Raw genomic sequence first — 26,535 nt, forward strand, 5'->3', positions numbered from 1 at the left:
ATGACTTCTTCACTCAATACGTTTATTCGTGCCGAATTGATCAGCTTTGCCCGCGACCCTGGGGATGGCGATATGCCCGAACCAGGTAGCTTAGAACACTACGGCGACGGCTTGCTGTGGCTGAAGGGCCAGCAAATCCATGCCGTTGGCCATTTCGCCGAGCTGTCACCTTCGTTACCCAAAGGCTCGGAAGTAATCGATTACCGTAGCAAGTTGATTATGCCTGGTTTTATCGATACCCACGTGCACTATGTTCAATTGGATATCATGGCCTCATATGGGCGTCAGCTACTTGACTGGCTAAACGACTACACATTCCCGGAAGAGTGTCGTTTTGCGAGTCACGCTCATGCAGAAGCCCTGTCTAACGCTTTTTTGGATGAGATGCTACGTGCGGGCACTACGACTGCCCAGGTATTTGGCTCTAGCCACCCTGGCTCCGTGGACGCCTTTTTCACTGCCTGCCAAAAGCGTCAATTACGCATGTTGGTGGGCAAGGTGTTAATGGATCGTAACGCTCCAGACGCGCTGATGGACGGTACTTCGGGCATTGCCGACAGCGAGCGGCTTATTGAAGACTGGCATGGCAAAAGCCGACTGGGTTACAGCGTCACGCCGCGCTTTGCACCGACATCAACAAAAACGCAAATGGATGCTGCCGGAGCCCTACTGCGCAATGACCCAACCCTTTGGTTACAAACTCACTTGGCTGAAAATAGCGGCGAACTGGACTGGGTAGCCGAACTCTTCCCTGGTAGTCGCGACTACTTAGCCGTTTATGAAGAAGCAGGTCTTGTTGGCCCCCGCAGCACCTTTGCCCACGGTATTCATCTCGACAATGGCATGCGCAAGCGTTTGGCAGACCGGGGCGCCAATATAGCTTTTTGCCCCAGTTCCAATCTCTTTCTTGGCAGCGGTTTGTTTGACCGTGAAGCCGCCAAACAGACGGGAATGGCCTTTACCTTTGCCAGCGATATCGGTGCTGGAACCGATTTATCCGGCTTTGGCACGCTCAAAGCAGCCTATCAAGTGGGTCAATTAGGCGGTCAGCCTCTTACCGCCTGGCAAGGCTTTTATGGTTTAACCCTCGGGAATGCAAAAGCCCTCTCCTTGGATAGCCATATCGGCCAGTTGGCACCTGCCTATGAGGCTGACTTTGTAGTGATTGACACCCAGGCAACATCACTACTGGCTAGACGCATCAGTCATTGCACGACGCTTGGCGAGCGTCTGTTTGCCCTAATGATGCTGGCGGATGATCGCGCGATTTATGAAACCTGGGCAGGTGGTATCTGCCAACACCGCAGGGATTTTTAGAAGTGAGGTGTGAGGTGTGAGGTGTGAGGTGTGAGGTGTGAGGTGTGAGGTGTGAGGTGTGAGGTGTGAGGTGTGAGGTGTGAGGTGTGAGGTGTGAGGTGTGAGGTGTGAGGTGTGAGGTGTGAGGTGTGAGGTGTGAGGTGTGAGGTGTGAGGTGTGAGGTGTGAGGTGTGAGGTGGAGCAGGATATTCGTTAGATACCCTTATACCAACATTTTCTACTCACTATCCCCCTTACTCCTCACTATTTACCCCTCACGACCATGCAAAAAAAATCCCCCAAGGCGCAAGCCCTGGGGGATTTTTCATAATAAGTGCCTGACGATGACCTACTCTCGCATGGGGAGACCCCACACTACCATCGGCGCTAAGCGGTTTCACTTCTGAGTTCGGCAAGGGATCAGGTGGTTCACGCGTGCTATGGTCGTCAGGCGTAACTGTTAATGTACATCATGCTGTTTGTGATCGTCTCATTGCCTGCCGCCTGCTCATGTGAGTCAGGCCACACGCTGCGTATCCGGCGTTCTGTTGATCTCTCAACCTCTACGTTATCATCACGACCAGACCCCTTGGGTGTTATAGGGTCAAGCCTCACGGGCCATTAGTACACGTTAGCTCAACGCCTTGCAGCGCTTCCACACCGTGCCTATCAACCAGCTGGTCTCGCTGGGCCCTTCAGGAGGCTCTAGGCCTCAGGGATGTCTCATCTTGAAGGGGGCTTCCCGCTTAGATGCTTTCAGCGGTTATCCCGTCCGACCATAGCTACCCGGCAATGCCACTGGCGTGACAACCGGAACACCAGAGGGTCGTCCACTCCGGTCCTCTCGTACTAGGAGCAGCCCTTCTCAAACATCCAACGCCCACGGCAGATAGGGACCGAACTGTCTCACGACGTTCTAAACCCAGCTCGCGTACCACTTTAAATGGCGAACAGCCATACCCTTGGGACCGACTTCAGCCCCAGGATGTGATGAGCCGACATCGAGGTGCCAAACACCGCCGTCGATGTGAACTCTTGGGCGGTATCAGCCTGTTATCCCCGGAGTACCTTTTATCCGTTGAGCGATGGCCCTTCCATACAGAACCACCGGATCACTAGAACCTGCTTTCGCACCTGCTCGACGTGTCTGTCTCGCAGTCAAGCACCCTTATGCTCTTGCACTCAATGCACGATGTCCGACCGTGCTGAGGGTACCTTCGTGCTCCTCCGTTACTCTTTAGGAGGAGACCGCCCCAGTCAAACTACCCACCACACACTGTCCTCGATCCGGATAACGGACCTGAGTGAGAACGCCAATGATGCCAGGCTGGTATTTCAAGGTTGGCTCCGCCCGAACTGGCGTCCGAGTTTCAAAGCCTCCCAGCTATCCTACACAGGCAACATCAGCGTCCAGTGTGAAGCTATAGTAAAGGTTCACGGGGTCTTTCCGTCTAGCCGCGGGTACACCGCATCTTCACGGCGATTTCAATTTCACTGAGTCTCGGGTGGAGACAGCGTGGCCATCATTACGCCATTCGTGCAGGTCGGAACTTACCCGACAAGGAATTTCGCTACCTTAGGACCGTTATAGTTACGGCCGCCGTTTACCGGGGCTTCAATCAAGAGCTTCGCCTTACGGCTAACACCATCATTTAACCTTCCGGCACCGGGCAGGCGTCACACCCTATACGTCCGCTTGCGCGTTAGCAGAGTGCTGTGTTTTTAATAAACAGTTGCAGCCACCTGGTATCTTCGACCGGTTCGGGCTAGGAGAGCAAGTCTCTTCACCCTACGCCGGCGTGCCTTCTCCCGAAGTTACGGCACCATTTTGCCTAGTTCCTTCACCCGAGTTCTCTCAAGCGCCTTGGGATTCTCACCCTGACCACCTGTGTCGGTTTGGGGTACGGTCGCACATGATCTGAAGCTTAGAGGCTTTTCCTGGAAGCGTGGCATCAGTGACTTCCTGACCGTGGTCAGTTCATCTCGTGTCTCGGCCTGAAAGGATCCCGGATTTACCTAAGATCCCAGCCTACTCACTTTCACCAGGACTACCAACGCCTGGCTCACCTAGCCTTCTTCGTCCCCCCATCGCAACCATGTCCGGTACGGGAATATTGACCCGTTTCCCATCGACTACGCCTTTCGGCCTCGCCTTAGGGGCCGACTCACTCTGCTCCGATTAGCGTCGAACAGAAACCCTTGGTCTTCCGGCGAGGGAGTTTTTCACTCCCTTTATCGTTACTCATGTCAGCATTCGCACTCGTGATACCTCCAGCAGACTTCTCAATCCACCTTCATCGGCTTACACGACGCTCCTCTACCGCTCACACCTAAGCGTGAACCCGTAGCTTCGGTACCTGGTTTAGCCCCGTTACATCTTCCGCGCAGGCCGACTCGACTAGTGAGCTATTACGCTTTCTTTAAAGGATGGCTGCTTCTAAGCCAACCTCCTAGCTGTCTGAGCCTTCCCACATCGTTTCCCACTTAACCAGGATTTCGGGACCTTAGCTGACGGTCTGGGTTGTTTCCCTTTTCACGACGGACGTTAGCACCCGCCGTGTGTCTCCCACGCGTTACTCACCGGTATTCGGAGTTTGCCTCGGGTTGGTAAGTCGGGATGACCCCCTAGCCGAAACAGTGCTCTACCCCCGGCGGTACTACGTGAGGCGCTACCTAAATAGCTTTCGAGGAGAACCAGCTATCTCCGAGCTTGATTAGCCTTTCACTCCGATCCACAAGTCATCCAAATCTTTTTCAACAGATCCTGGTTCGGGCCTCCAGTTGATGTTACTCAACCTTCACCCTGCTCATGGATAGATCGCTCGGTTTCGGGTCTATATCCAGCGACTGTGTCGCCCAGTTAAGACTCGGTTTCCCTACGGCTCCCCTATACGGTTAACCTCGCCACTGAATATAAGTCGCTGACCCATTATACAAAAGGTACGCAGTCACCCAACTAGTGGGCTCCTACTGCTTGTACGCACACGGTTTCAGGATCTATTTCACTCCCCTCTCCGGGGTTCTTTTCGCCTTTCCCTCACGGTACTGGTTCACTATCGGTCAGCCAGGAGTATTTAGCCTTGGAGGATGGTCCCCCCGTCTTCAGTCAAGGTTTCTCGTGCCCCGACCTACTCGATTTCACATGATCAGATTTTCGACTACGGGGCTATCACCCGCTACGGCCAGACTTCCCAATCTGTTCGCCTAATCAGTCTCATGCTTAAGGGCTGGTCCCCGTTCGCTCGCCGCTACTAGGGGAATCTCGGTTGATTTCTTTTCCTCAGGGTACTTAGATGTTTCAGTTCCCCTGGTTCGCCTCGTACCCCTATGTATTCAGGGCACGATACTCATCTTATGATGAGTGGGTTTCCCCATTCAGAGATGTCCGGGTCACAGGTTGTTGCCACCTCACCGAACCTTATCGCAGGCTACCACGTCTTTCATCGCCTCTGGCTGCCTAGGCATCCACCGTGTGCGCTTCATTGCTTGACCCTATAACCCGAAGGAGTCTGGATTTTCGCAATGATAACGTTTCATTTTGCCGGATACGCTTGAGACGTATCACAATTTAAGAAGCACACCTTACGGTGTGTTCTTGTCAGCATGATATACATTGTTAAAGAGCAGCTGTTCAATGAACAGTGATAAAGCGGCGTGTGAGAACTAAAACAACAGTTACAGCACAGCGACTTATCAGTGGTCACGAAACATTCACAAACGGTATGGGATTTAACAGGGTAGTAACGTAATGGTGGAGCCAAGCGGGATCGAACCGCTGACCTCCTGCGTGCAAGGCAGGCGCTCTCCCAGCTGAGCTATGGCCCCATCGAGTCACTCTTAGTCACGCTCACCTCTGGCCAATTTTATTTAGCGCAAGGCATTTTATGGCGACGCATAGCCTGCTATGCGAGTCATAAAATAACGCAGCGGTAGATAAAATTTGGTGGGTCTGGGCAGACTTGAACTGCCGACCTCACCCTTATCAGGGGTGCGCTCTAACCAACTGAGCTACAGACCCAAGAGGGGATCGTGCTTAAACCGTTTGCTCTATATCTGATCAGGTAATTCATTGTGGACGCTTACTAACTGTGACGCATCGTTTAAGGAGGTGATCCAGCCGCAGGTTCCCCTACGGCTACCTTGTTACGACTTCACCCCAGTCATGAACCACACCGTGGTGATCGCCCTCTTGCGTTAGGCTAACCACTTCTGGTGCAGTCCACTCCCATGGTGTGACGGGCGGTGTGTACAAGGCCCGGGAACGTATTCACCGTGACATTCTGATTCACGATTACTAGCGATTCCGACTTCACGGAGTCGAGTTGCAGACTCCGATCCGGACTGAGACCGGCTTTAAGGGATTCGCTGACTCTCGCGAGCTCGCAGCCCTTTGTACCGGCCATTGTAGCACGTGTGTAGCCCTACCCGTAAGGGCCATGATGACTTGACGTCGTCCCCACCTTCCTCCGGTTTGTCACCGGCAGTCTCCTTAGAGTTCCCACCATTACGTGCTGGCAAATAAGGACAAGGGTTGCGCTCGTTACGGGACTTAACCCAACATTTCACAACACGAGCTGACGACAGCCATGCAGCACCTGTCTTACAGTTCCCGAAGGCACACCAGAATCTCTTCCGGCTTCTGTAGATGTCAAGGGTAGGTAAGGTTCTTCGCGTTGCATCGAATTAAACCACATGCTCCACCGCTTGTGCGGGCCCCCGTCAATTCATTTGAGTTTTAACCTTGCGGCCGTACTCCCCAGGCGGTCGACTTATCGCGTTAACTTCGCCACAAAGTGCTCTAGGCACCCAACGGCTGGTCGACATCGTTTACGGCGTGGACTACCAGGGTATCTAATCCTGTTTGCTACCCACGCTTTCGCACCTCAGTGTCAGTGTCAGTCCAGAAGGCCGCCTTCGCCACTGGTATTCCTCCCGATCTCTACGCATTTCACCGCTACACCGGGAATTCTACCTTCCTCTCCTGCACTCTAGCCTGACAGTTCCGGATGCCGTTCCCAGGTTGAGCCCGGGGCTTTCACAACCGGCTTATCAAGCCACCTACGCGCGCTTTACGCCCAGTAATTCCGATTAACGCTTGCACCCTCCGTATTACCGCGGCTGCTGGCACGGAGTTAGCCGGTGCTTCTTCTGCGAGTGATGTCTTTCCTACCGGGTATTAACCGATAGGCGTTCTTCCTCGCTGAAAGTGCTTTACAACCCGAGGGCCTTCTTCACACACGCGGCATGGCTGGATCAGGGTTGCCCCCATTGTCCAATATTCCCCACTGCTGCCTCCCGTAGGAGTTCGGGCCGTGTCTCAGTCCCGATGTGGCTGATCATCCTCTCAGACCAGCTACGGATCGTTGCCTTGGTGAGCCTTTACCTCACCAACTAGCTAATCCGACATAGGCTCATCCAATAGCGGGAGCCGGAGCCCCCTTTCTCCCGTAGGACGTATGCGGTATTAGCCTGGGTTTCCCCAGGTTATCCCCCACTACCGGGCAGATTCCTATGCATTACTCACCCGTCCGCCGCTCGTCAGCGGGTAGCAAGCTACCCCTGTTACCGCTCGACTTGCATGTGTTAGGCCTGCCGCCAGCGTTCAATCTGAGCCATGATCAAACTCTTCAGTTTAAAATCATTGTGATCCTTACTCGCTTACTTACGGACTAGCCGAAAGCAGCAAAAGCGAATCAAACTTGGCTCAAGGTTCAAACGAATTCATTCAAAACAGGTTTCGAAAAACCTTATTGCTTGAGTCGCTTGCCTTGATATTTGGTGATTTGTCACCAACGTCAGCAAGCGCCCACATGAATTACCTGATCAAATTGTTAAAGAGCTGGTCGCTGAGGCAGTGCCCCGTTGACGTGTGGCGTATACTACCCGATTTCCCGCTAGGGTCAACAGAGAATTCAACTTTTATGTACAAAACCCGTTAAAAATTAGCACCCACCTCTCAAACCCAGCATAGCAACACAACTTTTGATCCAGGACAAAACGACCACTCTCCTCTCCCGTAAGCTAATCAATAAGCGACTTCAAACCGTCGACTGTAAAAGCAAGGGAGAATAACCATGACTACAAGAGCTAACTTACTAGTCACTCTGGCAACGGGTAGCGCCTTTGTTACCAGCTTGGCCATTGCTGATGATGGGCTAGATAACTATCGCAACCGCTTCGAAGCACTACCTTTCCTTCCCCCTATCCCCGCGGATAACTCATTAACGACGGAGAAGGTCGAGCTCGGCAACATGCTGTTCTTTGAACCGCGCATCTCTTCCAGTGGTGTTATTAGCTGTGCTACCTGCCATAACCCAGCGCTGGGCTGGGCAGATCGAATTCCTCGCGCGGTGGGCCACGATGGGCAGGTGGGTGAACGGAATACGCCAACCGTGCTGAACAGTGGCTTTTTAGGATCGCAGTTTTGGGACGGCCGCGAACCTGATTTGGAAGGCCAAGCACTGGGCCCTATCGAAGCCCCTGTGGAAATGGCGATGGATCTTGAGATGGCCCTGGAGCGGCTGGTGGGGTTCGAGCTGTACCAGGAGAAATTCAGCGCCGCCTATCCGGATCAAGAAGAACCGATTACCGATAACAATCTGGCTTACGCACTGGCTGCTTTCCAACGCACTCTCAATACTCCCAATTCACCTTTCGATCGCTACTTGCATGGTGATCTAAATGCGATTAGCGAGCAAGCCAAAAAGGGTATGGTGGCTTTCGTAGATAACGGCTGCATTGCCTGCCATCGAGGCCCCGCTTTAACCGATAGCCAGTTCCATGCAATTCAGGTGCCGGGCTCGACCGATTTGGGTCGTTATGTCGTAACCGAAGAGGAGAGCGACAAGTACCGCTTCAGAACACCCACGCTACGTAATGTAGCGGTGACCTATCCATATATGAATAACGGTGCTACAGAAACGCTTGAAGAAGCTGTCGCGATAATGGGTGAAGAGATGCTGGGGCGTGAGTTTGATAATGATACCATTGATGACATTACCGCCTTTTTACATACGCTGACCGGCGAAATGCCCGCTTTTGAAGTACCCGCACTGCCTTAAACAGGACGGTTTTGAAGCAAACAGCCGCCTGGTAATCCAGGCGGCGCGCATACCTAAAGTGAGCCTAAACGACCCAGCAACTCTTCACGACGGAGCGGGGCCACAAATGCTTCTTCAATAGCATTACGCGTTAACTGTCGAAATACCGCCTCGTCCCAGCCAAATGCATCGGCGCACGCAATATGATTGGTTAACATGCCGCCGCCGAAGTAGGCGGGATCATCTGAGCTAATAGTGACTTTAAGCCCCTCAGCCAATAGCCGTGGCAGTGGATGATCACGAAGATCCTCTACTACTTTCAAGCTGACATTAGAGAGCGGGCATACGGTGAGTACAATCTGCTCATTGCGCAAGCGCTCAACTACCTCATCACTTTCTAAACAGCGCACCCCGTGATCAATGCGCTGAACCTCAAGCACATCAAGGGCTTCTTTAATATACTCAGCAGGCCCCTCCTCCCCCGCATGGGCTACACGCACTAGCCCAAGCTGCTTAGCGCGATCAAATACCTCAACAAATTTCACCGGGGGGTTATTTTGTTCAGCGCTATCTAAACCAATGGCATCCAGCATTTTCCAATAAGGAGCGGCCTGTTCAAGCACATGCAACGCCTCCTCTGCGGGACGATCACGCAGAAAAGCCATAATCATACCAATAGAAAGATCGAGGGTTTCTTCAGCTTCCTGTTTGGCTTTTAATAATCCAGCCATAACCACTTCTAAAGGTACGCCACGCTGCAGATGCGCCTGGGGGTCGAAGTGCATGTCGATATGAACAACCCCCTCCCCTCGCGCACGCTTGAAATAATCCATTGCCAGGTCGTAAAAATCTTCCTCATTACGAAGTACGCTCATGCCTTGAAAATAGAGATCCAGGAACCCCTGTAGATCGCTAAAGTGGTAAGCATCTTTCGCCTCTTGCACCGTGGCATAGGGTAGTTCAACCCCGTTACGCTGCGCCAAAGCAAACATTAATTCTGGCTCAAGCGAGCCTTCGATATGCAAATGGAGCTCTACTTTAGGAAGAGTGCGTAAAAATTCATGCATGACGGGCTCCTTGCTGTCTTATCTATTAATCAATGCAGCTTATTATCGATTATTAATGGGGGGTTGGCGAAGTTTACCGGCATCCAGGTGCCAGTGGTACTCTACCCCAGGCAGTAAATTGAGCGAGCTCACCTGATGAACCAAGAAGATAGCCGTTCGATTCACCAACCATTTATCCAGGGAAGCAGCGATATGTTTTGCCGTCGTTTCATCAACCCCTGCAAACGGCTCGTCAAGAATCACCACCTTGGGGTTACGTAGCATTAGGCGCGCTAATGCCAAGCGTCGACCTTGGCCACCGGAAAGCTGCTGCCCTTTCTCGCCCACCGCCGTTGCCAACCCTTTTGGCAACTGCTCACCCCAACTATCCAAGGCAACAGCACTCAATGCCTTCCAGAGTTTGTCATCACTCGCAGTGGGATCAGCAATACGCAGGTTCTCAGCAATTGAGGCATCGAATAGGTCTACCTGCTGAGTGAGCATGGCAAAGTGATTAGCACGGTTTTCGGCCGTGAGCTGCCAAGCTGGCACGCCGCCGACTAGCGCCTCCCCCCGAGTCGCTTTTAAGCGCCCCATCAGCACACTGGCTAAAGACGATTTTCCGGCACCGGAGTTGCCGGTAATCACTGCACGCTTTCCAGCGGGCAGTTGAAGATCAATCTCATTTAACGCGGGTTCTAGCGTTTGCGTATAGCGCAAAGAGAGTTGTTTAGCTTGAATGCTAAAACCAGCACCTTCAGGGAGTGTGCCGGCAGGCCAACCAGGCGAGGAATCACCGATTAGCTCATTTAAGCGACGCACCGCCGCATAGCTTGCGCCCAGTTTGATAAAACTTGCCGGTAGCGATATAAACGCCTCGTTCACCCCCAGTGCAATCAATACTGCCATCACCAAGATAGGGCCCGTCACCCATTGCTGGGTAAGCATCAGGCTCGCTAACCACAACACCGCCACTACCATTACTCCGCTGATGACACTCACCAGGCAGTTTATTAATGCCGCCTTGCGCCCTAAGCGACGCTGATTACTGAATGCCTGCTGCTCCTGCGTCGCGATCAACGCCCGGTGCCAATGGGTCGTTTGATAGCTCATCAACTCGGCCGAGGCCTGGACTTGATCGACCACTAGGCGACGCAGCGACTGCTGGTCAACCACCTGCTGGTAGCTATTCGAAAACCCGCAGGCCGCAGCCAAAAGGGTCGCCACCAGCCACAGTAAGCCCAGCGTCATCGCCATCAGCACGGCAACGCCGGGCAACCAGACAGCTACAAAAAGGACAACAGCCACCACGCCAAGCAGCGCCACTAGCGGCGGCACCAAGAGGCGCAGATAAAAATTATCCAGGGTATCGATATCAGCCGTTAAACGGCTCAGCCAGTCGCTGGCACGCTCACCACGCAAGCGAGCATCATCAAAGCGAGTCAAATAACCAAACACCCGATAACGCAGATCCGCAAGCAGCGTTAACACCGTATTATGGTTATACAGCCGCTCCATGTAGCGCGCTATAGTGCGCGCCAAGGCAAAAAAACGAATGCCGCCACCGGGGACGTAAACATCTAACCGAGCGGGCAGCCCCATGGAGAGGGCTATACCGGCCAGGGCACTAGCGGTGATAAACCAACCAGATAGGCCCAAAAGCGCCAGCCCAGCCATCAGGGTGACAAACACCAGCAGAGCGCCCAACAAGAAACGCCGACGACGCCGTAGTAGAAGCAGCAGCCAGGGGCGGAAGTCGCGGTAAATAGTCCTCATCTGGAGACCTCCACCAACTCACCCAGCTCAAACGCAAAATGGCGTTGGGCCGCATCAATGACTGCCGGGTGATGGGTCGCTATCACCAGGGTGCGCCCCTCTTGGGCAAGCTCTAGCAAAGCGGCCATAACCAACTGTTCAGTCTCGTAGTCTAAGCTCGCCGTCGGCTCATCTAACAGCACCAGCGACGCATTGCTGAGATAGACTCGTGCCAGGGCCAGGCGCTGCGCCTGGCCACCTGACAATCCTACCCCGCGCTCGCCTATTAACGTATCCAATCCCTCGGGCAGTTGCGTTAACATAGACCCAAAACCCGCCCGCTCTAGTGCGTTGAACATTTCTTCACGGGAAGCGTCAGGGGACGCTAAGCGCAAATTATCGATCAAACTGCCATGCAAGAGCGAGGGCTGCTGATCCAGCCAGGCAAAATGGCTATCTTCCTGCCGCCTATACTCCCCTGCAGTGGGGGCAACAAAGCCCGCCAGGAGCGCCAGCAGCGTCGACTTACCGCTGCCGGAAGCACCGCTGAGCGCCACTACTTCGCCGCGATGAACAGTCAGGTTGATCGGGCCTATCACTTGCCCACGACCAGGGTAAGAAACGCAAACCGCCGTTAACTCTATGGCTGATCTATGCGACAGCGGCATCAGATAGCGCTGCTTGCTCACCAAGGTTGGCTGGTTGAGTATATTCACCACGCTTTCGGCAGCGCCCAAAGCTGCAGCGCGATCATGGTAGTGCTGAGAAAGGGTACGCAGAGGCTGAAAAAATTCGGGCGCCAGCAGCAGTACTGCCAAGCCCGAAAAAAGCGTCAGTGAAGGAGATGGCCCATACTCGATGTAGCCCAGCAGGCCAAAACCGACATACATGGCCACAACCGCAATCGCAACCGAGGAAAAAAACTCCAGCACTGCCGAGGAGAGAAAGGCCAAGCGAAGAGTACGCATGCTAAGTCGCCGATAACCGTCAGTGGCATACCAAACCTCCTGCTGCGCCGCTGCCGTGTGGCCAAAAAGCTGAAGTGTGGTCATGCCCCGCACACGGTCAATAAAATGCGCCGACAATCGCGAGACTGCAACAAACTGATCACGATTAAGGCGCTCCGCCCCCATACCAACCAGCGCCATAAACAGCGGAATTAACGGCGCAGAAAGCAACAGAAACAGAGCCACCAAATAATCGAGCCACCCCGCCACCGCTAGTATCAATAGCGGCAAGCAGAGCGTAATTCGTAGTTGAGGGTAAAAGCGCGCGAAATAGCCTTCCAGCGCATCGATATGCTCAACCACTTGATTGGACAACGAGCCGCTGTGCTGACTGGTGAGCCAAACCGGGCCTAAAGAGGATAATTTATCCAACAGTTGAGCTCTGGCACGCTGCCGAATACGCAGACTGGCTTCCAGGCTCAGTGTTTCATGCCCCCACTGAAAGGCAGCGCGTAACAGCACGCAGCCCACCAGCAGGGAAAATATCGGCACTAAAGATATGGGCGATTGATCATGCACCACCAACTGATCAATAAGCCAAGCAAGCCCCACCACCACAACTACCGTTTGACTACCTGCCAGAACGCCGCAAAGAGCTGAGCCGAGCAGGCGGTTGCGCTCTCCCTTAGCCAACGTTTGCAGCCAGCTGCGCGGCGTAAAAGAAAGCGCGTCTTCAGTCACCATGGATCAGTGGTATCCCTCACCTACACGCACCTTACCGCGGAATACCCAATAGGTCCAGGCGGTATAGGTCAATATAATCGGAATAACGAACACCACGCCCACTAGCAAGAATAGCTGTGATTCCGGTGAAGAAGCCGCATCCCATAGCGTATAGTTAGGTGGCACAATGACCGGCCATTTACTGACGATCAGCCCTAAATAGGTGAAGACATAAATGCCGATAGTGGCCAGGAAAGGCACCCCTTCACGCCGTTTTTGCACCGAACGAAAAACCACAAACGCACAGGCCAAGGCAGCAAATGGAAAAACCCAGATTAGTTGAATATTCCCGAACCAGCGCTCCCATACCAGCGGATTCACAAACGGCGTCCAGAGGCTAATCACGGCAAACACAAACAGCACTATTGCCAGTAGCAGCGGAGTAATCTTATAGGCCCAATCCTGCACATGGCCCTCTGATTTCAGTATCAGCCAAGTAGCCCCCAACAGCGCATAACCTGCCATCAAGCCAAAACCGGTTAACACTGAAAAAGGCGTTAACCAGTCAAAGGCCCCGCCCACATAGGCAAAATCTTCAACCGGGAACCCCTGGATATAGGCCCCTACCACCGCACCTTGTGCAAAGGCAGCGACCGCAGACCCCCAGCAAAAAGCGCGGTTCCACCAACGGCGGTTTCGACGGGATTTAAAGCGGAACTCAAAGGCCACACCGCGGAAGATCAAGCCTGCCAGCATTAAGAAAACGCCAATGTAAAGCGCAGGCAAGAACACCGAATAAACCAGTGGGAAGGCGCCCAAGAGCCCTGCACCGCCGAGCACTAGCCATGTTTCGTTGCCGTCCCAAATTGGCGCCACCGAATTCATCATCACATCCCGCGCATCCTCATCGGGAGCAAAGGGATAGAGAATACCCAACCCCAAATCAAATCCGTCCATTAGCACATACATCATGATGCCGAAACCAATGATGAAGGCCCAAATCAACGTTAGATCAAACATTTCCATGTCTAGCTCCTCACCGGGTCAACGTCATCGTCAAAAGGTGTATGCGCCGCCGACATAGGCCGCATCGGACGCTTGAAGTTTTCGTCAGTGGTTTCGCGCTCCTCTTCCGGCAGCATGCCGTTACGCACAACGCGCGTCAGGTAATAAATACCGGCATAAAACACCACTGCGTAGACCAAGACATAGCCGATCAACGTAAACAGCGCCATTGGGCCAGTGAGCGAGGGCGTTAACCCCTCTGCATGAGTCATCATGCCGTAAACCAACCACGGGGAGCGTCCTGACTCGGTGACGATCCACCCCGCCAAGACAGCAACAAACGGCATTGGAATCATCGCCGTCAGGCCTTTTAAGAATAGCCGCTTGTCATAGATACGCCCTTTACGACGCAATACCAGCCCGGTTAGCGCCACCACAATCATTAGCAGCCCAATTCCCACCATGACACGGAAGCCCCAGAAAACGATCAGCACCGGCGGCTGCTCTTCAGGCGCCGCCTCGCTAATACCCGGCACTTCCCCGTCAATAGAGTGGGTCAAGATAATACTGGCCAGGTTCGGAATACCCAGCTCAAAGTGATTGGTTTGAGCATCTTGATCAGGAATCGCAAACAGCAGCAGCGGTACATTGCCAGAGGTTTCCCAGTGACCTTCCATCGCCGCCACTTTAGTCGGCTGGTGCTCTAACGTATTAATGCCATGGAAGTCGCCGATAACTGCCTGGGTGGGCGCTAAAAAAAGCAGTAGCCAAAGGCACATAGAGAGCGCACGGCGATTCGCTTCCGGATCACGATCACGCAATAGAAACCAGGCACTCACCCCGGCCACAACAAAGCCACCGGTCAAAAACGAGGCAACAGCCATATGCATAAAGCGGTAGGGAAAAGAGGGATTAAAGATTGCTTCGCTCCACGAAGTGACGTGGAAGCGGAAGTCGACTAGCTCCACACCCGCCGGGGTATGCAACCAGCTGTTAGCAGACAGAATCCAGAAGGAGGAGATAAAGGTGCCCACTGCCACCATAATGGCGGCAAATAAATGAACCCCTTGGGGCACCTTACCGCGACCAAACAGCAGCACGCCCAAGAAGGCTGCCTCTAAAAAGAACGCCGTCACGACTTCATAGCTGAGCATGGGGCCAAGGAAGTTAGATGAAGCCTGAGAAAAGTTACTCCAGTTAGTACCAAACTGGAATGACATAACAATGCCGGATACCACCCCCATGCCAAAGACAACGGCAAACACCTTTGTCCAGAATAGCGACAGGCGATCCCACGCAGGGTTCTTCGTCTTGAAGAAAAGGCCGTGAAGCAGCGCTATGTAGGATGCAAGGCCAATAGTAAACACGGGGAAGATGGCGTGAAACGACACGACGAATGCAAATTGCAATCGCGACAACACCAGCGGATCAAGTTCCATTTCACTCTCCTAAGACCTGAATCGGTATCCCATGGATGGGTTAACACAAGCTTAGTTGAGCCTTCATGGCACGACACTTTTAGTTATAAGCACTAAGCTTATTTCTTTACGCTAGGTTCCTTTGCACGACGTTTTTTTGCGTTTGCTTTGCAGAACTAAGCTTTTATCACTAGCCCCTCTTGGACAGCCATTATATTACAGCCATCAGATGTCCAAGATGAGTCGCATTGACGCACCAACCGCACAATGACGAAATAAGGCTACCGCGACATTATAACGACGCTGACCATATAACCGGTGTACGCGATAAATAGCGCCAGAAGAATCCCCCCTTCCAAGCGATTTATACGCCGTGGGCGGCCACGCCAGGAGAATGCAAACAGAATCATCAGTAGCGTCATTCCGGTCATCACACTCCAGTCGCGCACCAGCACTTCGCGCCCCGCTTCGATGGGCGCAATAACACCGGCAAGGCCCACCACTGCCAAGCTGTTAAAGAGATTGGATCCGACTACGTTCCCCAGCACCATGTCGTGCTCATTTCGGCGTAGGGCAGTGATCGAGGAGGCTAGCTCAGGTAGCGACGTCCCAATAGCAACCACGGTAAGCCCAATTATCAAGTCGCTCACACCAAAGCGCAGCGCAATTTCTACAGCTCCCCACACCAGTAGCCGCGAACTAGCGATTAACAGCACTAACCCTACCAGGGTCCACATGATTGCTTTGCCCCGGGACATCGGCTTGCTATCCAGGGTTTCTGCTACTTCAGCAACCAGCGCATCTTCGGGTTGATTGCGCGAGCGAACGATACTCACAACGATAAAAACAACCAGCGCCAACAGCAGCCCTATGGCCTCCCAGCGCGCGACGAAACCGTCAAGCAGCATTAAGCCCGTTGCCAGCATGACCAGCATCAGGATAGGCATCTCTTTACTAATAACGCTAGAATGCACCGAAAGAGGCGCCACAAGGGCTACTAAACCGAGGATCAAACCGATATTGGCAATATTTGAACCGTAGGCATTACCGACAGCCAAGCCAGGATTTCCATCCAGCGCTGCCAGAACGGACACCATCATTTCTGGCGCCGAGGTTCCAAACCCTATGATCAACATACCGATCAGCAATGGGGAGAGGCCAAGCCAACGCGATGTTGCCGCAGCGCCGTCGATAAATTTCTCGGCACTCCAGACCAATAAAACCAATCCAAGCACCACCGCTAGTGTAGGAAGCAACATTCCATTTCCTTCATGACATAATGATTGTCACAGTTTGCAGATTTTGTACCGAAGTACCACTTTATAGCGACAGCAGTCAGGTGCTATTACTAGCCATCCTGACCGCTAAACTGCGACACTTTAATGAAGAACCAACCTGACAGAAAAGTACGCGGCCATTATGATCGAATTTGACTGCTCGTCACTGCGCCGCAGCATCGTTGTCTAAACTAACGCTTTGGTCAAGCGGCCAGCCTACTTTTTTAGCACTGTTTCAGCGACATAGGCTTGCTAAAATGCGCAGTTAACAGCCTAATTCGCCACATCCTAGTAGCTTTGCTAGGGGTTCGCACTGAGAGTTTTACTTTTTGCTTCCACAACGATTGATTAAGCGCCGAACATTACCGGTTAATGCCCCCCTCGTTGACCGCTTACCACCTGAGGCTAGAACTCAGCGACGGCGTTTGCGTGCCTGTCACGAGTGCGACTGGGTATCGGCACTGCCGCCATTAAATTCGGGTGAGAAAGCCAGTTGCCCGCGCTGCTCGCATGTTTTGGTTAAACGCCACCGCTACCCGGCACAGCGCAGCATGGCTCTGGCCATCGCCTCGTTTGTTGCGCTGATGGTCGCAGTGTCGTTTCCCTTTATTAGCTTTACAGTCAGTGGGGTGAGCAACCGCATTGAGCTGACCCAGACAGCCACCACACTGATTGGTTTTCATCAGCCGGTGGTCGCTATTGCCGTCATTATGACCATTGTTGTACTCCCCGCCGTCTATCTACTCGGGGTTCTTTGGCTTCAGTTTGGGTTACTCCGTGATCGCCCCCTGCCCTTTAGCCGTGACATCGCACGCTCACTGGCGCACTTAACACCATGGATGATGGCCGATGTGTTCATTATTGGTGCTCTGGTAAGCCTGATAAAAATCGCCGGATTGGCTGATGTGACCTTAGGCATCTCTTTCTGGGCATTTTGTGCTTTTGCACTCCTGCTACTGATGACAACCCAGTCCCTGGATGCCGACTGGATGTGGTTCTCGTTAGAGGGAGAACCACTGGCACCCGAAGGTACGCAAACAGGATTGCCTGCTGGCGATCAAGGCCTGACCGGCTGCCCAACCTGCGGGCTGATCAACCGGTTATCGCCTCAGGGGCGGGGTCACTGCGTTCGCTGCAATGAAAAGCTTCATCAGCGACTGCCGCATAGCTTACAGCGCACCTGGGCACTTCTCGCCGCCTCGGCCGTTATGTATATTCCTGCCAATGTATACCCCATTATGACCACCACCAGCCTGGGCAGCTCCTCACCATCAACCATTATTGGCGGTGTGGTGCAGCTGATCCAGATGGGCTCCTGGCCGATTGCGGCTGTTATTTTTATTGCCAGCGTGATCGTTCCCGTGGGCAAGTTGTTGGCGCTAGTTTGGCTATGCTTAGTGGTTCGACGTAGCAGCGCACTCAACGCCCAAACTCGTACACGACTATATCGGCTAACAGAATTTATTGGACGCTGGTCAATGGTCGATGTTTTTGTGGTAGCCATATTAGTCGCACTGATTCGCGCAGGCTCCTTGATGTCAATTACACCAGGCCCGGCGGCACTCGCTTTTGGCTCGGTGGTTGTATTAACCATGCTAGCGGCGATGACATTTGATCCGCGCTTAATTTGGGACACTCCAATTCCACCTCGTCACTCCCTTCTTCGCCGTAAAGCGGCCACCAAGGAACCTGTTGATGGCTAATGAAACAACACCGCCTAATACCAATCCAACAAACGATCAGGATCTTAATAAGGCCAAAACCTCACGCCAAACCCGGCTCTCCCCTATTTGGATCGTGCCCATCGTTGCGATTGCCATTGGTCTATGGCTGGTTTATGACAACTACGCCAGTCGTGGCACGTTGGTGACACTGACTATGGAGAGCGCCGAGGGGATAGAAGCGGGTAACACACTGATTCGGAGCCGCAATGTAGAAGTCGGCCGGGTGCAGGGTGTGCGTTTGTCGGACGACCTTTCACACGCGGTGTTGACCGCTCGTATTCAGCCGGAGGTTGAGGATCTTCTGCGCGAAGACACCCGCTTTTGGGTGGTTAAGCCACGCATTGGCCGTGAGGGTATTAGTGGTTTGGGCACTGTACTCTCCGGTGCTTACATTCAGCTTGAGCCAGGCACGGCAGAAGCACCACGACGGGAATTTCCCGTCAGCGATATCCCCCCTGTTGCGCCCGCCGGCCAAGCGGGGCTGCGTCTTAGTTTGACGAGCCAACTGGGCAACTCACTGCGGGTAGGTGACCCGGTTTCTTACCAGGGCTATACCGTGGGGCGTATTGAAGAGAATAATTTTGAGCCTCTCTCACGCACCATGCAGCACCAAGTCTTTATTGAGGAGCCGTACACCAATTTAGTGACCGACAGCACCCGCTTTTGGACGTCTAGCGGTATCGACTTTCGCTTAGACGCCGACGGTGTACGCGTAAACGTGGAATCCCTGGAGGCACTGCTGGGTGGCGGTGTTACCTTCGGCGTACCCGAAGACCTGCCCATGGGACAGCCGGTTGAAGCCAATACCCGCTTCACCCTCTATGCCGATGAAAACGCCGCCCGAGAAGGTACCTTTAATCGCTACCTAGAGTATGTCCTGTTGGTAGACGAAACAGTGCGCGGGCTCTCAAAAGGAGCGCCGGTAGAGTTTCGCGGCGTGAGATTGGGCACCGTTGCTGCCGTGCCCTGGAATTTTACCGCACCACAGCCCGACTCACGGGCCCGCTTTGCTATCCCAGTACTCATCAGGATTGAGCCTCAGCGCCTGGGTATTGAAAATAGCGATATTGATCTCGAAGAGTGGGAGGCGCGGTTCCAGCGTATGTTCGGCCTGGGTCTACGCGCATCGCTAAAAAATGGCAGTCTGCTAACGGGCGCCCTGTTTGTCGACTTAAACTTTCAGCGAGACTTGGCCGATGAGTATGTTGCCGAGCGCTTCTCAGATCGCTCAGTGTTTCCCACCGTACCTGGCGGCTTTGCCCAGATACAGGCCCAAGTGACCAATTTACTTGATAAGCTAAACGCCCTTGAGGTTGAGCCGCTGCTAACCGGCTTAGATCGGAACTTACAAGCTTCCGAGCAGATGCTGAATGAAGTTCGCGAAGTGAGCGCCTCTTTGAACCAGTTGCTCAATGATCCTGAAACTCAGGCCGTTGGAGGAAACCTTAACGCGACGCTGGATGAACTACGCAGCACGCTCCAGGGCTTATCGCCCTCATCGCCAGCTTATCAAGAGCTTACTACGGCCATTGAACGGTTGGATCGCTTGATGCGTGACCTACAGCCATTGACACGTACGCTCAATGACAACCCCAGAGCGCTGTTGTTTGACAATCTGGATGCCCAAGACCCCATCCCGCGCGCGCCACGAGATTAAGGAGCTAACGATGTTCATATGGATGAGATGTTCACTGCTGCTGCTCTGCTTGTTGTTATCCGCCTGCGCCAGCAGCGTCACGCCCCCCTCTCGCTATATGCTGCCGAGCGACCCGCTGACTAGCACCGCTCGCCAGCCCGAGGGCACGCTGATAGTGAACGCCCCTCGGCTTGCCCACTATTTGGATGTCGACGGCATCGTGATGCAGCTAGACGATATTACGTTAAACGCCGCTCGGGAACATCAGTGGGCAGAAGGGTTAGGCAGGCAGTTAGAACGAAATCTGCGCGGCAACCTGGCGCAAGCGCTGCCAACGCTTAGAGTTATGCGAGCGGAAGGCAAACAGGCCAACGCCTTGACGCTGCGCCTCAACGTGGATCAATTTCAGGGGCGCTTTGACGGTGTCGCCGTGGCTAGCGGCCAATGGCAATTACTTAACGATACTGGCGAGCTGTTAGCGATGGAAAACTTCTATGCGGAAACCCCTCTAGCAGAGGATGGCTACCCCGCCCTAGTGCGCGCATTAAGTGATAGCTGGGATCGAGCCGCCGAACTTATCGCCACTGAAATCCGTCAGGGTGATTATTTTGATTAATCAGCGCTTTTCTAAACTGAGCTTGCTGCACTACGCTTAATGCTAACCCTCTCAGGGATGTCAATATGACAGCTGAACCGAGCCAGACCACGGATCTGCCCGCAGAACAACTGCGCGATAACATTAACACCCTAATGCATACCGTAACGGCACTGCTTGAGGGTGAGTTGACCCAAGGTGTGCTCGAAACGGCTTTAAAAAGCCACGACGACCTGCGTGATCAGTTAGCGGCGCAGCCTCTTGGCACTTCAACGCTATCCGCGCTGCAGCGCATTGAGCAGTTTATTGCAAGCCAAGCGGGGCACTATTATCAAACGGCCAGCGTCGATTTTGATGAACAGCAGGAGGGTCGTTTTATTACCCTCTTTGCACGACAACTGCTGACGCTCGACGGCATAGGGCCAGCCACGGCCCGGCAACTATTTCAGATAGGTATTTTCACCCCTGAGCACTTTTTTGCATTAACCCCCAAAGAAGTGGCCCAGCTCAACCTGCCCGCGGCTACGTTAGCACGGCTAATTCCACTCCATGCCCAGGCCCCGCCACTGGCACGATTCAGCGAAACAACCTGAGGCCCTATAACCGTGTTATACTATGCGGCTTATTACTGACACGTAGTTTTCTGGTGTGTCCGTGCACACCAGGATGATAGTGCCGCTTGGCGCTATAACCTTCACGTCTCCTGTCATGGTCATCCACGGCTAACCAACGACCATCGCGGCACACTGAATTATCTGGCACACTTCGCTGCCGCGAAGGTGAATCAACCTCGCTTTTTGAACATTACACCTAGTGATAACAACCACTTACCGGTATTAATTCACTAGGTGACTGCGGAGAACGCATGAGCTTTTCTGAACTTGGCCTGCACGCCGATTTGTTACGCGCTGTCACAGCGCAAGGTTACACTGAGCCTACCCCGATACAACGACAGGCTATTCCCGTTGTACTTGAAGGCCGTGACATGCTGGCCAGCGCCCAAACCGGCACGGGTAAAACCGCTGGTTTTACGCTGCCAATGCTGCAACGCCTGAATAATACAGGCAAGCGTCCTGGGAAACGTCAGGTACGTGCACTGGTACTAACCCCTACACGAGAGCTTGCCGCTCAGGTGGGCGAAAGCGTGTCGAGCTATGGCCAACATCTGGCACTCCGCTCCCACATTATTTTTGGTGGCGTCGGCCAACAGCCTCAAATCGATGCCCTAAAAGCCGGTTTGGATGTATTGGTTGCCACCCCAGGACGCCTGCTGGATCTCCACCAGCAGGGGCACGTGGATCTCTCCTGCGTTGAGATTTTAGTGCTCGATGAAGCTGACCGCATGCTGGATATGGGCTTCATTCACGACATTAAACGCTTGCTGCGCCTGGTGCCTAAAAAGCGCCAAAACCTGCTGTTCTCAGCGACATTCTCAAATGAGATTCAGACCCTGGCGCAACAGCTGCTGGATAATCCGGCGATGATTGAAGTAGCACCGCGTAATGCGACTGCCGATAAAATTGAGCAGGCCATTTACCGTGTTGATCGCGAGAAGAAACGCGAGCTGCTAGCCCACTTAATTCAGCAACACGGCTGGTTCCAGGTACTGGTATTTACGCGCACCAAGCATGGCGCGAATCGCCTTGCCGAGCAGCTCTCCAAGCAGGACATCCCTTCCATGGCGATCCATGGCAATAAAAGCCAGGGAGCTCGCACCCGCGCGCTAACGGCATTTAAAAGCGGTGATCTACAGGTACTCGTGGCCACCGATATCGCTGCTCGTGGATTGGATATCAATGAGCTGCCTCACGTGGTTAATTTCGATCTACCCAACGTGGCGGAAGATTATGTTCACCGCATTGGCCGCACCGGTCGTGCTGGCAGCGATGGCGAAGCCGTTTCATTGGTGTGTGTCGATGAAGACGCCCTGCTGGGCAATATTGAACGGCTAATCAAACAGAAGCTACCAAAGCATATTGAACCTGGCTTTGAGCCCGACCCCAGCATCAAACCTGAGCCCATTGAGAATGGCCGACGCAATCAACGTCAGCCACGCGCCAAACGCAAACCTGAAGGTCAGAGTGCCAACACCGGCGGCGAACGTAAACGCCGCGCGCGGCGCTAGCTCAGCGTGTAGGAATATGCGAAGGTATCGCCTTTGCATATTCCAAGCCGCTGTTTCCAGCACTTATTTAAGCCAACACCTTTCATGGAGTGATTATGGCGTCTTCTCAACTGATGAACGAGTACCGCCAATGGCTGACGTTTCAACGTCAAGAGCAGCTCAGCCGCGAACATCAAGGGATAGTACAGCGTTTAGAGGATGCCCGGGCGTCAGCAAACCAGGTGGTGCAGGCCTATCGCAGCATGGCTGAAAAAGCGTCGGTTGAAGGCGCCTGCTACCGCACGATTTTCTTACGCCAACGGGATGACAACCACGCTCTTCCCTGCGAAGGCTGGCTATTTGTGCGCCGTGTGCTTAGCGAAGGCAATAGCACTCGCGTACGCGTCACCCTGCTTGAAACCTTTACCCTAGAAGATGGCATCTTGGCGCCAGGCGACAAACCTGCTCGCAAGCTTACTTTAGAAATATTTGACCAGTTGAATATGGATAAAGGAATGCGCACAAACGTCAGGGTCGACTGCCTGGACACCCCCCAGGACTACCACTTTATTACGCTACTCGATGCCGTTCGCGGAGACTTGCGTCCCCACCTTAAGTAACTACTCGTATGGCAACGCGTCGCTCGATTACGTTTATTTTGCTGATGGTTGTGGTGGGGCTTAATTTACGCCCTGCCATGTCTTCGGTTGCCCCACTACTGACTCGCCTGCAAGAAAGCGCGGGGCTTTCCGCGGCGGCTGCGGGGCTACTCACCACGCTTCCCGTGCTGTTTTTGGGCCTCTCCGCGCCGCTTGCCCCCGTTCTGGCTAAACGTATAGGCAGCGAACGGGCGCTGAGTGCGGCCTTGACCCTACTGGCAGCAGGGCTGATTTTGCGTGGTTTGCCGCTGCCCGGCGCGCTCTTTATAGGCTCGGCGATGGCAGGCTGCGCAATTGGCGTTGGAGGCACCCTGCTACCGGCCCTGGTCAAACGCGAACTTCCCAACAGTGCCGACCTCCTCACTGGCTTATACACCATGGCACTCTGCCTAGGAGGCGCTTTAGGTGCCGGGCTTAGCGTTCCACTGACCCAACTTTTGGGCAGTTGGCAGGCAAGCTTAATGAGCTGGTCACTGCTAGCACTCTTCGCACTGCTGCTGTGGCACTTTCAAATGCCCCGTCCTACACGGGTCTCCGCTCAGCTGACAGCCAACCCACGGGGAAGCCAGCCTACACCGCCCCAAAGCGGTATTTTACTGCTACTTAAGCAGCCGCTCACCTGGCACATCATGCTTTATATGGGTATTCAGTCTTCCATGGCGTATATCGTCTTTGGATGGCTACCGACCCTGCTAGTTGATCGCGGATACAACGAGGCGGATGCGGGCTGGACGATGGCAATTTCGATTATGTGCCAACTCGTCTCCGCACTAGGTGCCCCCTGGCTTGCACGCATGGGGCGTGACCAGCGTCCTGCGCTACTGCTTGTGCTGCTGAGTACCGCCATTGGGTTGTGGATGCTGCTGATCGCCCCATTAATTTGGAAATGGCCCGGCGCTGCACTACTCGGTATCGGCCAGGGCGGTAGCTTTAGCCTGGCGCTAAGCCTGCTGGTCTTACGCACGGCCAACTCACGCCTGGCCGGTCAACTTTCTGGGCTTGTCCAGGGCGGTGGTTATACACTCGCAGCACTGGGGCCTTTTGGTGTGGGGGTTATGCTACAAGCAGGCGCCAACACAGCGCATATTGCCTGGTTGTTGATCGCCCTGATTACCGTTTGTGGTGGCTTTGCGCTATTGGCGGGTCGCAATCAGCGCCTAGACGATCATAGCGGTGAACTATTGGTTCAGCGCGCTACCCCCACTGTTTGATTGGCAGGTTTTAACTAAAGCCCCAGGAGATGGCGATGCCCCCCTACTCCCCTCTAGCTGAGAGCATGCCCGCCCAAGAGCGTATCCTGGTCATCTATACGGGCGGAACCATCGGTATGCAACCGCATGCTGAAGGCCTTGCGCCTGGCGGCGACTTTCCTACTCGCATGGCGGCGGCTCTTAGCCGACTACCGCTTGTCCAACAGCAATCCCTTCCTGCTTATGAGGTCGTCAGCTACGTTACGCTGATTGACTCAAGTGCGGCTACCCCGCTCACTTGGCAACAGCTCGCCCGTGATATTAACGACCAATTAACGGCCTACGCCGGTTTCGTGATCATTCACGGCACCGACACACTCAGTTGGACTGCCGCTAGCCTTGCCTACCAACTCCAGGGATTAGATAGACCAGTGGTCGTCACGGGCTCCATGCTTCCACTGGAAGCCCCTGGCAGCGATGCCATGGACAATTTACACGGTGCGCTGCAGTTTGCCGCCAAGCCCGCACTCCAAGAAGTCACTATTTACTTTTCAGGACAACTGCTGCGTGGCGCCCGAGCTATCAAGCAGCACAGCGAAGCAGCCAACGCCTTCGCCAGCCCCAACTATCCGCTGCTCGGCGAACGGGTAGGTGACGATTTTGTTTACTACCCCAGCCGCGGGCTTGGCCTGCAGCAGCGTGGCGCACCACGCTTCGAGATCCCCGACTACCGACTAATCAGCCAGGGAGAAATCGTTCGCATCGCCCTTTGGCCGGGCATATCAGCTTGGCAGCTAGACGCCTGGTTGAGTGATACACGAGTCAAAGGGGCGTTACTTCAGCTCTGGGGTGCTGGCAATCTCCCTGACGACCCCGATTTGCTTGATGTGCTCGCCAGAGCCAGTGGCGAAGGCAAGCTGCTCGCCGCCATTAGCCAGTGCCCCCAGGGGAGTGTCCATTTGGGTGCTTACGCGGCGGGACATGGCCTTAGCGACGCAGGCGTTCTCTCAGGCGACGCTATGACACCAGAAGCGGCTTTCACCAAGCTGGCCCACTTACTGGCACAACCGCTCACGTTGGAAGATCAGCGTCAGCGCTTCTTAACATCGCTAATCGGTGAACGCTAGCCAAGCAAAGTCGCTCAAAGGTGGCGCAGGCTGAGAATCAAGCTATGTTAAAGGAAGCATTCTAACCGTTTGAAGGAGCAACAGATTATGGAAAAACCGGTGCACCATTTCAGCGAGCTATTCGAGCAGTTGGGCCTAGCCTCTGACGCTGCGTCAATTGAGCGTTTTATCCAGCGCAACGCTCCTCTTCCAGAAACCATGCCATTGGCTGAAGCCCCCTGCTGGAACGAGGGCCAGGCAGATTTCCTAAAAGAAGCCGTCGATGAGGATGCTGACTGGGCAGAGGTCGTTGATCACCTTGACGCCTCAATGCATAAACCCCAATAAAAACCTCAAGCTTTGCGCGCCGCCTCTACGCGGCGCCTAAACCAAGCCCCTATCAACAGTAGCAATGCCAGTGCTATTAATGGCAGCACCACATCAAATTGCAGCGCGTCCTCCTCCTCAATGGCCTCTAAGGTGCCGTAGATCGCACTGCTATAAACAGCCCACTTCACTGCTAAACCAAGCGTTGCTGCCAACAAATAAGTCTTAAGGGAGATACTACGCAGGCCTGCCGCAAAATTGATAACCGAGTGAGGGAAGCCGGGCAGTATCCGCAGGGCACACTGGGTTATCAGATCGCTACGCTGCTCCAACATATCCATCACCTTCAACGTCAGACCGCTAGGAGCCCAGTTTCTACCAGCGCGCGCGGCTATTTGATAGGCACCCAAAGCGCCTACCACACTGCTGAGTGTCAGCATCGCGGTGGCTATCATCGGAGGATAAAAGGGCGCAATTAACCACAGCCCGATACTACCGGGCAGTCCAATGGCTAACGTAACGGCCATAATCACCATCACCCCAATAATAACAACAGGATGATGGGATGCCTGGGAAGCCCACTGCTTCAACGCCATCAAATCTGGCGAATACCAAAGCCACACATAAGCCAGCATGGCAACACATGTAAACCCTAAGGCCCAGCGCCAAGGGTATCGGGGTGGGCTA

The 26,535-nt window shown here is 53.9% G+C and carries 18 protein-coding genes, 2 tRNA genes and 3 rRNA genes; 11 read left to right on the forward strand and 12 right to left on the reverse strand.

Features of this window, described 5'->3' with window-relative positions; all coding sequences use genetic code 11:
- Positions 1–1,317 carry a guanine deaminase gene (gene guaD, locus ACFIOZ_RS11680; RefSeq protein WP_386077739.1) on the forward strand — a complete coding sequence of 439 codons (1,317 nt, stop codon included), beginning with the start codon at positions 1–3 and terminating at the stop codon, positions 1,315–1,317.
- 315 nt (positions 1,318–1,632) lie between these two features.
- On the opposite strand, the gene rrf is transcribed toward guaD, so the two are convergent.
- The 5 genes from rrf to ACFIOZ_RS11705 form a co-directional block, all read right to left on the reverse strand.
- A 5S ribosomal RNA gene (rrf, locus tag ACFIOZ_RS11685) occupies positions 1,633–1,748 on the reverse strand.
- A gap of 148 nt (positions 1,749–1,896) precedes the next feature.
- Positions 1,897–4,788, reverse strand: a 23S ribosomal RNA gene (locus ACFIOZ_RS11690).
- A 257-nt stretch (positions 4,789–5,045) separates the two neighbouring features.
- Positions 5,046–5,121, reverse strand: a tRNA-Ala gene (locus ACFIOZ_RS11695).
- A gap of 116 nt (positions 5,122–5,237) precedes the next feature.
- Positions 5,238–5,314, reverse strand: a tRNA-Ile gene (locus tag ACFIOZ_RS11700).
- Between the two features lie 83 nt (positions 5,315–5,397).
- Positions 5,398–6,930 (reverse strand): 16S ribosomal RNA (locus ACFIOZ_RS11705).
- The 16S, 23S and 5S rRNA genes sit together here with 2 tRNA genes alongside, the layout of an rRNA operon.
- A gap of 440 nt (positions 6,931–7,370) precedes the next feature.
- On the opposite strand from ACFIOZ_RS11705, the gene ACFIOZ_RS11710 reads away from it, so the two are divergent.
- Positions 7,371–8,357 carry a cytochrome-c peroxidase gene (locus ACFIOZ_RS11710; protein WP_386077742.1) on the forward strand — a complete coding sequence of 329 codons (987 nt, stop codon included), beginning with the start codon at positions 7,371–7,373 and terminating at the stop codon, positions 8,355–8,357.
- A gap of 53 nt (positions 8,358–8,410) precedes the next feature.
- Here ACFIOZ_RS11710 and ACFIOZ_RS11715 read toward each other — a convergent pair whose 3' ends face one another.
- The 6 genes from ACFIOZ_RS11715 to ACFIOZ_RS11740 form a co-directional block, all read right to left on the reverse strand.
- On the reverse strand, positions 8,411–9,403 hold the full coding sequence (locus tag ACFIOZ_RS11715; RefSeq protein WP_386077744.1) for an adenosine deaminase: 993 nt from the start codon (positions 9,401–9,403) through the stop codon (positions 8,411–8,413).
- Between the two features lie 42 nt (positions 9,404–9,445).
- Positions 9,446–11,158 carry a thiol reductant ABC exporter subunit CydC gene (gene cydC, locus ACFIOZ_RS11720; protein WP_386077747.1) on the reverse strand — a complete coding sequence of 571 codons (1,713 nt, stop codon included), beginning with the start codon at positions 11,156–11,158 and terminating at the stop codon, positions 9,446–9,448.
- Positions 11,155–12,828: a thiol reductant ABC exporter subunit CydD gene (cydD, locus tag ACFIOZ_RS11725; RefSeq protein ID WP_386077750.1), complete on the reverse strand. Its 1,674-nt coding sequence runs from the start codon at positions 12,826–12,828 to the stop codon at positions 11,155–11,157. The genes cydC and cydD overlap by 4 nt, the downstream gene beginning before the upstream one ends.
- A gap of 3 nt (positions 12,829–12,831) precedes the next feature.
- Positions 12,832–13,833, reverse strand: a complete 1,002-nt coding sequence (cydB, locus tag ACFIOZ_RS11730; protein ID WP_386077753.1) for a cytochrome d ubiquinol oxidase subunit II — start codon at positions 13,831–13,833, stop codon at positions 12,832–12,834.
- Between the two features lie 2 nt (positions 13,834–13,835).
- Positions 13,836–15,251 (reverse strand): cytochrome ubiquinol oxidase subunit I, encoded by a 1,416-nt coding sequence (locus ACFIOZ_RS11735; protein ID WP_386077755.1) that lies wholly within the window; start codon positions 15,249–15,251, stop codon positions 13,836–13,838.
- Between the two features lie 260 nt (positions 15,252–15,511).
- Positions 15,512–16,489: a calcium/sodium antiporter gene (locus tag ACFIOZ_RS11740; protein ID WP_386077758.1), complete on the reverse strand. Its 978-nt coding sequence runs from the start codon at positions 16,487–16,489 to the stop codon at positions 15,512–15,514.
- A 347-nt stretch (positions 16,490–16,836) separates the two neighbouring features.
- Between ACFIOZ_RS11740 and ACFIOZ_RS11745 the strand changes: the two genes are divergently transcribed.
- The 9 genes from ACFIOZ_RS11745 (at position 16,837) to ACFIOZ_RS11785 (ending at position 25,869) form a co-directional block, all read left to right on the forward strand.
- The gene (locus ACFIOZ_RS11745) at positions 16,837–18,210 is read left to right on the forward strand and encodes a PqiA/YebS family transporter subunit (RefSeq protein WP_386077760.1); all 1,374 of its coding nucleotides are present in this window, start codon (positions 16,837–16,839) and stop codon (positions 18,208–18,210) included.
- Positions 18,203–19,888 carry an intermembrane transport protein PqiB gene (gene pqiB / locus ACFIOZ_RS11750; RefSeq protein ID WP_386077763.1) on the forward strand — a complete coding sequence of 562 codons (1,686 nt, stop codon included), beginning with the start codon at positions 18,203–18,205 and terminating at the stop codon, positions 19,886–19,888. The genes ACFIOZ_RS11745 and pqiB overlap by 8 nt, the downstream gene beginning before the upstream one ends.
- 10 nt (positions 19,889–19,898) lie before the next feature.
- The gene (locus ACFIOZ_RS11755) at positions 19,899–20,483 is read left to right on the forward strand and encodes a PqiC family protein (protein WP_386077766.1); all 585 of its coding nucleotides are present in this window, start codon (positions 19,899–19,901) and stop codon (positions 20,481–20,483) included.
- Between the two features lie 65 nt (positions 20,484–20,548).
- Positions 20,549–21,055 (forward strand): helix-hairpin-helix domain-containing protein, encoded by a 507-nt coding sequence (locus tag ACFIOZ_RS11760; RefSeq protein ID WP_386077768.1) that lies wholly within the window; start codon positions 20,549–20,551, stop codon positions 21,053–21,055.
- Between the two features lie 272 nt (positions 21,056–21,327).
- A complete protein-coding gene (locus ACFIOZ_RS11765) occupies positions 21,328–22,587 on the forward strand; it encodes a DEAD/DEAH box helicase (RefSeq protein WP_386077771.1) in 1,260 nt (419 codons plus the stop codon).
- 95 nt (positions 22,588–22,682) lie between these two features.
- Complete coding sequence (locus ACFIOZ_RS11770) at positions 22,683–23,186, forward strand: hypothetical protein (protein WP_386077774.1); 504 nt, start codon at positions 22,683–22,685, stop codon at positions 23,184–23,186.
- Between the two features lie 8 nt (positions 23,187–23,194).
- Positions 23,195–24,436 (forward strand): MFS transporter, encoded by a 1,242-nt coding sequence (locus ACFIOZ_RS11775; RefSeq protein WP_386077776.1) that lies wholly within the window; start codon positions 23,195–23,197, stop codon positions 24,434–24,436.
- Between the two features lie 29 nt (positions 24,437–24,465).
- Complete coding sequence (locus ACFIOZ_RS11780; RefSeq protein ID WP_386077779.1) at positions 24,466–25,542, forward strand: asparaginase; 1,077 nt, start codon at positions 24,466–24,468, stop codon at positions 25,540–25,542.
- An 87-nt stretch (positions 25,543–25,629) separates the two neighbouring features.
- Entirely contained in the window at positions 25,630–25,869 is a 240-nt protein-coding gene (locus ACFIOZ_RS11785; RefSeq protein ID WP_211594980.1) for a DUF2789 domain-containing protein, read from the forward strand.
- A 5-nt stretch (positions 25,870–25,874) separates the two neighbouring features.
- On the opposite strand, the gene ACFIOZ_RS11790 is transcribed toward ACFIOZ_RS11785, so the two are convergent.
- The gene (locus ACFIOZ_RS11790; RefSeq protein ID WP_386077782.1) at positions 25,875–26,483 is read right to left on the reverse strand and encodes a TVP38/TMEM64 family protein; all 609 of its coding nucleotides are present in this window, start codon (positions 26,481–26,483) and stop codon (positions 25,875–25,877) included.
- Positions 26,484–26,535: the final 52 nt, after the last annotated feature.

Origin of the sequence: Vreelandella sp. F11 (assembly GCF_042466685.1) — a bacterium.
Taxonomy (GTDB): Bacteria; Pseudomonadota; Gammaproteobacteria; order Pseudomonadales; family Halomonadaceae; genus Vreelandella.